A 7,484-nucleotide genomic window follows, 5' to 3' on the forward strand; every position below is an offset into this window, starting at 1 on the left:
TGATAAATAGCATTGATCATCTTTTACATATCCGTAGACTATAGCCACTAATGTGCAACGATAATACCTAGTAGCATTTAAGCATGAATAAAAAACCTCTAAAACTCACCGCACTTTTTCTTTTTTTTCCTAGCCTAGCTGCTTTAGCTGAACAAACGGTGGATATTGAAATTCAAGGTATCCGTGGATTTCGTGCTGTTCGTAATACGGATCTCAATGTTCATCTGATTAATAAAGAAGAAATGGATGGTTCCGAACGCTATCAACATTTAGTCACTCAAGCTGTGGATCGTGGTTTGCGTGTGTTTGGTTATTATGAATCTTCCGTGCGTTTTGAACGAAAACAGCGTCAAGGCAAACGCGATTTATTGATTGCTCATGTTACACCGGGTGAGCCAACAAAAATTGCGGGTACTGATGTGCAAATTGAAGGGGAAGCCGCACAAGATGAAAATTTTGATGCGCTACGTAAAAAATTACCTAAAGAAGGGGTGTTAGTCGAACACCAAACTTACGATGATTACAAAACAGCGATTTCACGTTTAGCATTAAATCGTGGATATTTTGATGGGGAATTCAAAATTTCACGTTTAGAAATCAGCCCTGAAACCCATCAAGCATGGTGGCGAATGTTATTTGATAGCGGCGTTCGTTATCATTATGGCAATATTACTTTTAATCATTCACAAATTCGGGATGATTACTTAAATAATATTCTTAACATCAAATCTGGTGATCCGTATTTAATGAATAACTTATCGGATTTAACCAGTGATTTTTCATCTTCAAATTGGTTTAGTTCAGTATTAGTTCAACCTAATGTTAATCATAAAAGCAAAACTGTGGATGTAGAGATTATTCTTTATCCACGTAAAAAAAATGCGATGGAACTAGGGGTGGGCTTTTCAACTGATGGTGGCGTGCACACTCAAATTGGTTGGACAAAGCCTTGGATTAATAGTCGTGGACATAGTTTCCGTACCAATCTTTATCTCTCTGCGCCAAAACAAACTTTAGAGTCAACTTATCGAATGCCACTGCTTAAAAATCCATTAAATTATTACTATGATTACTCTGTCGGTTGGGAAGGTGAAAAAGAGAATGATACCAATACGAGAGCGCTTACATTGTCCGCGTTACGTTATTGGAACAACGCACATGGCTGGCAATATTTTGGCGGACTTCGTGCGCGATACGACAGTTTTACACAAGCCGATATAACCGATAAAACATTCCTCCTTTATCCAACGGTCGGATTTACTCGCACCCGATTACGTGGCGGTTCTTTTGCAACTTGGGGCGACGTACAAAAAATCACTTTTGATGTGGGTAACAAAGTTTGGTTATCGGAAGTGTCTTTCGTAAAAGTGCAAGCCTCTAGCGCATGGATTCGTACTTATGCGGAAAATCACCGTATCGTTGCTCGTGCTGAAGTTGGGTATTTACATACAAAGGATATTGAAAAAATTCCGCCCGCACTTCGTTTCTTTGCGGGTGGCGATCGCAGTGTGCGCGGTTACGGCTATAAAAAAATTGCGCCTAAAAATAAAAACGGAAAATTGGTTGGTGGCTCGCGATTACTTGCGGGTTCTTTAGAATATCAATATCAAGTTTATCCGAATTGGTGGGCGGCGACCTTCGCAGATAGCGGATTAGCAGCTAATGATTACACGACTAAAGAATTGCGTTATGGCGCAGGCGTTGGTGTCCGTTGGGCATCACCAGTGGGCGCAATTAAATTTGATATTGCCACCCCGATTCGTGATAAAGATAACAGCAAAAATATTCAATTTTACATCGGACTTGGTACAGAAATTTAAGGTGAATTTATGACAGAACAAATACAACCATCAGAAACTTCACCAAAATCACCTGAGCAACCTAATAAAAAACACTGGGTGGGCAAGGCTGTTTGTATCGGAAGTGCGGTCATTTTGGTGCCTGTTTTAGGTGTTGCTGGGGCACTTTCTTTCGATGCGGGGCAAAGAGGTTTAATTCAACTTGCCGATAAAATGCTTGATAGTTTTTCCGTTGAGCAAATTGAAGGCGGACTACAAAATGGCTTGGTGCTAAATAATGTTCGTTATCAAACCGCTGGGATTGATACTCATATTGCACAAGCACGTTTACAGCTTGATTTCGGTTGTTTGCTTTCACGTGAGGTTTGTTTACGTGATTTCACTTTAAATAAACCGACGATTGCGATTAATACAGCATTACTGCCTCCATCTACGCCTGATGATTCAAAGTCTGGCCCGATGAAACGCATTTCCTTACCAATTGGTATCAATGCAGAAAATTTGGTGGTGCAAGATTTATCTGTAAATGTTGATCAGACTAATCTCACTCTCAGTCATTTTAAAAGTGCGGTAAGTTTAAATAATGAAAAAGGCTTAACTATTGCGCCGACTGAAATTAACGATATTTCAGTTATTTCAAAAAAATTGTCTGAAGTTAAATCAGAGCCGAAAGCCGAACAGACGAATAAACCTGTAGATTGGGATGCGATTGAGCAATCTTTAACGCCTGCTTTTTTAGGCAATGTATCAGAAATAATTCTTCCTTTTGATTTACACATCCCCGCGATTAAAGGAAAAAACTGGCATTATCAGGCGGTAAATGAAAAAGGTGAAACACTTCAATCTATTGAAATCCCAAGCCTGATTGCACAGGCGGATACCGTCGATAACCAACTGCAATTACAAAAATTAGTGGTGGAAAGTTCGTTGGGTAATCTTTATTTGCAAGGTAAATTACAACTTGATGGCGATATGCCACTAGATTTAACTTTAAAATCCCATTTGGAGCCGTTGAAATCCTCTGGAAAAGAAATTTTGCCAGCGAGTGATGTCGATCTTAAGCTTTCGGGATCATTGAAAAAATCCACCGCGCTTTCTTTGAAAACAAAAGGCGTATTAGATGCTGAACTGAATGGCGAAGTGCAATTAGCACAAGACAAAATGCCCTTAAACCTCACATTAAATGTGGCAAAAGGACAATATGCTTTTGTAAACACAATGGCGCCACTTAAAATTAATGATGTAACACTTAAGCTCACGGGGGATTTACTGAATTATCACTCTGAACTTAAAGGTGGCGTAGATGGAATGGATTATATTCCTGCATCTCAAGTGGATCTTAATGTCGACGGTAAACTTTATGAAGTAACCGTCAATAAATTAGGGATAGCTTCGTTAGACGGTAAAAGTGAATTTGTTGGGGCTGCAAACTGGAAAGAGGGAGCAAACTGGGATGTTCAAGCCGATTTAGAAAAAATGAATATCGGTTTTTATGTACCTGTCATGCCTGCAACACTATCTGGCAAATTGTATTCGCGTGGTTTTGCAGGCTCTCAAGGCTGGCAAGTGGAACTGCCAGTAGCTGATTTAAATGGAACACTGTCTTCAAAACCCATTAGTTTAAAAGGCTCTGCAACACTTAATCAAAATGTACTTCTAACAGTACCTGATTTGCAGGTTAGATATGGTGAAAATCATCTTAACGCAAGAGGGGTATTAGATGACCATTCTGATTTTATATTAGATGTTGATGCACCGAATTTGCGTGGTTTATGGTCTGATTTAAGCGGTAATGTGAAAGGGCATGCGGCTATTTCTGGTCAGTTCACCAATCCAAACCTTGATCTTGATTTAGTCTCGTCTAATTTACACTTGCAAGGTTTACAATTATCTAAAGTGAGCGCGAAAGGGAATATCAAAAGTGATCCTTTAGCTAAAGGGCAATTCAATGTTAAGGCAGAGCAACTTCATTACGGTGAAAGTGTTAAACTCCGTTTACTTGATCTCGCCTTATCTGGCGATGAACAAAATCATTTGTTAACGCTTAAATCCCAAGGTGAGCCTGTTGCTGCAAATTTACAAATTAACGGTCATTTTGACCGCACTTTGGAGCAGTGGAAAGGCACACTTTCCCAAGCAAAATTTGATACACCTATTGGCGATGTAAAATCTAACCAAGCTATTACGGTGTCTTACGATCACAAACAAACACAAGCCAATATTGCCGCACATTGCTGGCAAAATACAGATGTAGAATTATGTTTCCCCCAAGCATTCAATGTGGGCAAGCAAGGGAATATTCCTTTCCAATTCAAACGTGTTAATTTAGATTTAGTGAATAAACTTATCGAACAAGATAGCCTCAAAGGCAACTTACAAGCGCAAGGTAATGTTGCTTGGTTTACGGATAAACCATTCCAATTTAGCGCAAAAGTAGATGGCAATCACTTAACTTTCTCTCAAAAATTGGATTACCGTACGTTTAAATTGGATATTCCAAAATTAACACTTAACGCCGACATTCAAAATAACAATTTGGTTTTAAAAACAGACATCAATGTGCATAACCAAGGCAGGATTGTAGGCGATATTCATTTAAATGACCTGGCTAAAAATCGTCAACTTGGCGGAACCCTTGCGATAGAACGACTAAACTTGTCTATCGCAAATCAGCTACTTACTAGTGGTGAATCAGTGAATGGCGAGGTAGTTTCGAAGTTGAGTTTCGGTGGGAATTTAGAGAAACCATTATTAAATGGCGACTTCAATATTCGCAATATTCGTACCAAATTAAAATCTATGCCAGTCAATATTACAGATGGCGATATTGCCGTACATTTCCACGGTAATAATTCCACTTTACAGGGCAAAATTGAAACTAGCGATAGTCGTTTAAATTTAACTGGCCGAGCAAACTGGGCGAATATCGAACATTGGACAACAGAATTAAATGCTCAGGCAAATAATTTCAACGTGGATATTCCTTCTATGGCGAAACTACGTTTCAGTCCAAATATCACGGTAAAAGCGAATCCGAAAGAATTGAATTTAAGCGGGACAGTGGATATTCCTTGGGCGCGAATTAGAATTGATAGCTTACCAGATACTGCTGAGCCAGTGAGCGAAGATGAAGTTATTTTAAATGGCCCTCATAAGAGCAAAGAAGAACTGATTAAACGTGAATTTGCGGCAAAAACAAAATCAGGCATGGATATTCGTTCTGATTTACGCATCAATATTGGTAAAGATGTCAGCCTTGATGCCTATGGCTTAAAAACCAATCTTGATGGTTTACTTTCTGTGAAACAAGACAGGGGCAATTTAGGTTTATTCGGGCAAATTAATTTAACCAAAGGACGCTATGCATCTTTTGGACAAGATTTATTAATTCGAAAAGGACAAATTAACTTTTCAGGCCAACCGTCACAACCGATGTTAAACATTGAAGCAATTCGTAATCCAGAAGCAATGGAAGACAGTAAAATTACTGCTGGTGTTAGAGTAATAGGTACGGCTGATAGACCTGATGTCACCATCTTTAGCGAACCAAGCAAACCACAAGATCAAGCACTTTCTTATTTATTAACTGGTCGCTCATTAGAAAATAGTGGTGAGGCAGGTTCTAGTGGCTCCGTGGGGGCGGCGTTACTTGGTCTAGGGCTTTCAAAGAGCGGTAAATTAGTGGGAAGTATTGGTGAGGCTTTTGGTATCCAAGATTTAAACCTTGGCACATCGGGTGTGGGTGATAAATCCAAAGTGACCGTCAGCGGAAACCTCACTAACCGCTTACAAATAAAATATGGTGTAGGCTTATTTGATGGCTTGGCAGAAGTAACCTTACGTTACCGCTTAATGCCACAACTTTATTTTCAATCCGTTTCTAGTACAAACCAAGTGTTTGATTTACTTTATCAATTTGAATTTTAGGAATTTTATGAATAACGCAATATTACCCTCACAACATCGTGGTAATGTCCGTGAAATTGCAGCAATTGATCTTGGCTCAAACAGCTTTCATATGATTATTGCACGTATCGTGAATGGTTCTATTCAAGTCCTTTCTCGCTTAAAACAAAAAGTGAGACTAGCAGAAGGATTAGATGAAAATGCCGTACTCAATCAAGAAGCAATTACTCGAGGAATAAACTGTTTGGCATTATTTGCAGAACGTTTACAAGGTTTTCCGATGGAAAATGTTAACGTCGTCGGTACCTATACATTAAGACGCGCGGTCAATAATGATGAATTCTTACGTCAGGCGGCCCGCGTTTTCCCATATCCAATAAATATTATCAGTGGGCAAACAGAAGCCAAAACAATCTATGCTGGCGTATGTCATACCCAGCCAGAAAAAGGCCGTAAACTGGTAATTGATATCGGTGGTGGCTCAACAGAAATGATCATAGGGGATGACTTTACCCCGCTTATTGCAGAAAGTCGCCATATGGGTTGTGTCAGCTTTGCCACTCAATTTTTCAAAGATGGAATTATTTCAGTAGAAAATTTCCAACGAGCCCGTCAAAGTGCGGTAAATAAAATCGAAGATTTAGGTTTTGAATATCGTAAACTTGGCTGGCAATCTGTACTGGGCTCCTCCGGAACCATCAAAACTGTTTCTCAGGTTATTTCCTCAACTATCGATCCTAATGGTATTATCACCACAGAGCGATTAAATACCCTTATCGCTCAAACGCTACGAGCTAATCATTTCACTTCACTGAATATCAATGGCTTAAATTCTGATCGCGTAGATGTGTTTGTACCCGGACTGGCTATTTTAAGTGCTGTATTTGAGGTATTAAATATTCAACAGATGCGTTATTCTGATGGAGCACTACGTGAAGGTGTTATCTATAGCTTAGAAAAAAACTTTCAAGTTGCTGACATTCGTGCACGCACAGCTTGGGGATTAAGTGAACAATTTAATATAGATCAAGCACAGGCTCACCGTGTTGCTGACAGTGCAAACTTATTAAGTGCTCAATATCAACATTGGCAATCTCAAGCATATATTGAAGAAATGCGAGAAATCCTGCTTTGGGCTGCTCGCCTGCATGAAGTAGGTATTGTCATCAATCACAAAAGTTTGCAAAAACATTCTGCTTATATTTTACAAAATATCGCACTACCTGGTTTTGACCGTGAACAGCAACGTTTACTCACCACCCTCGTTAACTGGCATATTGGTCACCTCAAGCCAAACGAATTTCTTCGATCTTCTCGTTATCATGAACAAGATATCATCACGCTTATACGCATTCTCCGTCTTGCGGTAATTTTCAATAAATCACGTCAAGCCACGGAAAATCTAAAAACGTTCACCTTTCAAACTCAACGATCTGACAATAATTGGCTCTTAACGCTTGAAGAAGGTTACTTAGAACGAAACCCATTAATATGGAATGAATTAAGAATTGAAAGCAATCTTCTAAAAGATTTAGAAATGGGACTAATCTTTAATTAATCCTGTCTTACTAACTATATAAAATAAGCTTTTGAGATAAAATCACAAAAGCTTATTTTTTATCCTCACTATTCCCAGTGGCTCGATATAAATGCAAAAAAGTGCGATGAAAACTCACCGCACTTTTCTCTTACTTGTCTCTTAGACTATTTCGCTACATCTATTATTTGATGATTTTCGCAACAACGCCCGCACCAACTGTACGACCACCTTCACGGATT

Annotated in this window: 3 protein-coding genes; all 3 read left to right on the plus strand. The window is 39.1% G+C overall.

The genetic code is table 11. The features are described 5' to 3' along the window. The first annotated feature begins 83 nt into the window (after positions 1-83). Genes LIX50_RS08835 through ppx form a run of 3 tightly spaced genes read left to right on the plus strand, consistent with a single transcriptional unit; the run spans position 84 to position 7,263 of the window. Positions 84-1,820, plus strand: a complete 1,737-nt coding sequence (locus tag LIX50_RS08835; protein WP_048953327.1) for an autotransporter assembly complex protein TamA — start codon at positions 84-86, stop codon at positions 1,818-1,820. 9 nt (positions 1,821-1,829) lie between these two features. Next, entirely contained in the window at positions 1,830-5,726 is a 3,897-nt protein-coding gene (locus LIX50_RS08840; RefSeq protein ID WP_048953328.1) for a translocation/assembly module TamB domain-containing protein, read from the plus strand. 7 nt (positions 5,727-5,733) lie between these two features. Continuing rightward, a complete protein-coding gene (ppx, locus tag LIX50_RS08845; protein WP_048953329.1) occupies positions 5,734-7,263 on the plus strand; it encodes an exopolyphosphatase in 1,530 nt (509 codons plus the stop codon). The last annotated feature ends 221 nt before the right edge of the window (positions 7,264-7,484 follow it).

This window comes from Haemophilus sp. Marseille-P9675 (genome assembly GCF_916862695.1).
GTDB lineage: Bacteria > Pseudomonadota > Gammaproteobacteria > Enterobacterales > Pasteurellaceae > Haemophilus > Haemophilus haemolyticus_K.

Bases quoted from the DNA above. Each gene is read 5' to 3' on its own strand.
- LIX50_RS08840 (WP_048953328.1), top strand. From the start codon at position 1,830: ATGACAGAACAAATACAACCATCAGAAACTTCACCAAAATCACCTGAG.
- LIX50_RS08835 (WP_048953327.1), top strand. From the start codon at position 84: ATGAATAAAAAACCTCTAAAACTCACCGCACTTTTTCTTTTTTTTCCT.
- ppx (WP_048953329.1), top strand. From the start codon at position 5,734: ATGAATAACGCAATATTACCCTCACAACATCGTGGTAATGTCCGTGAA.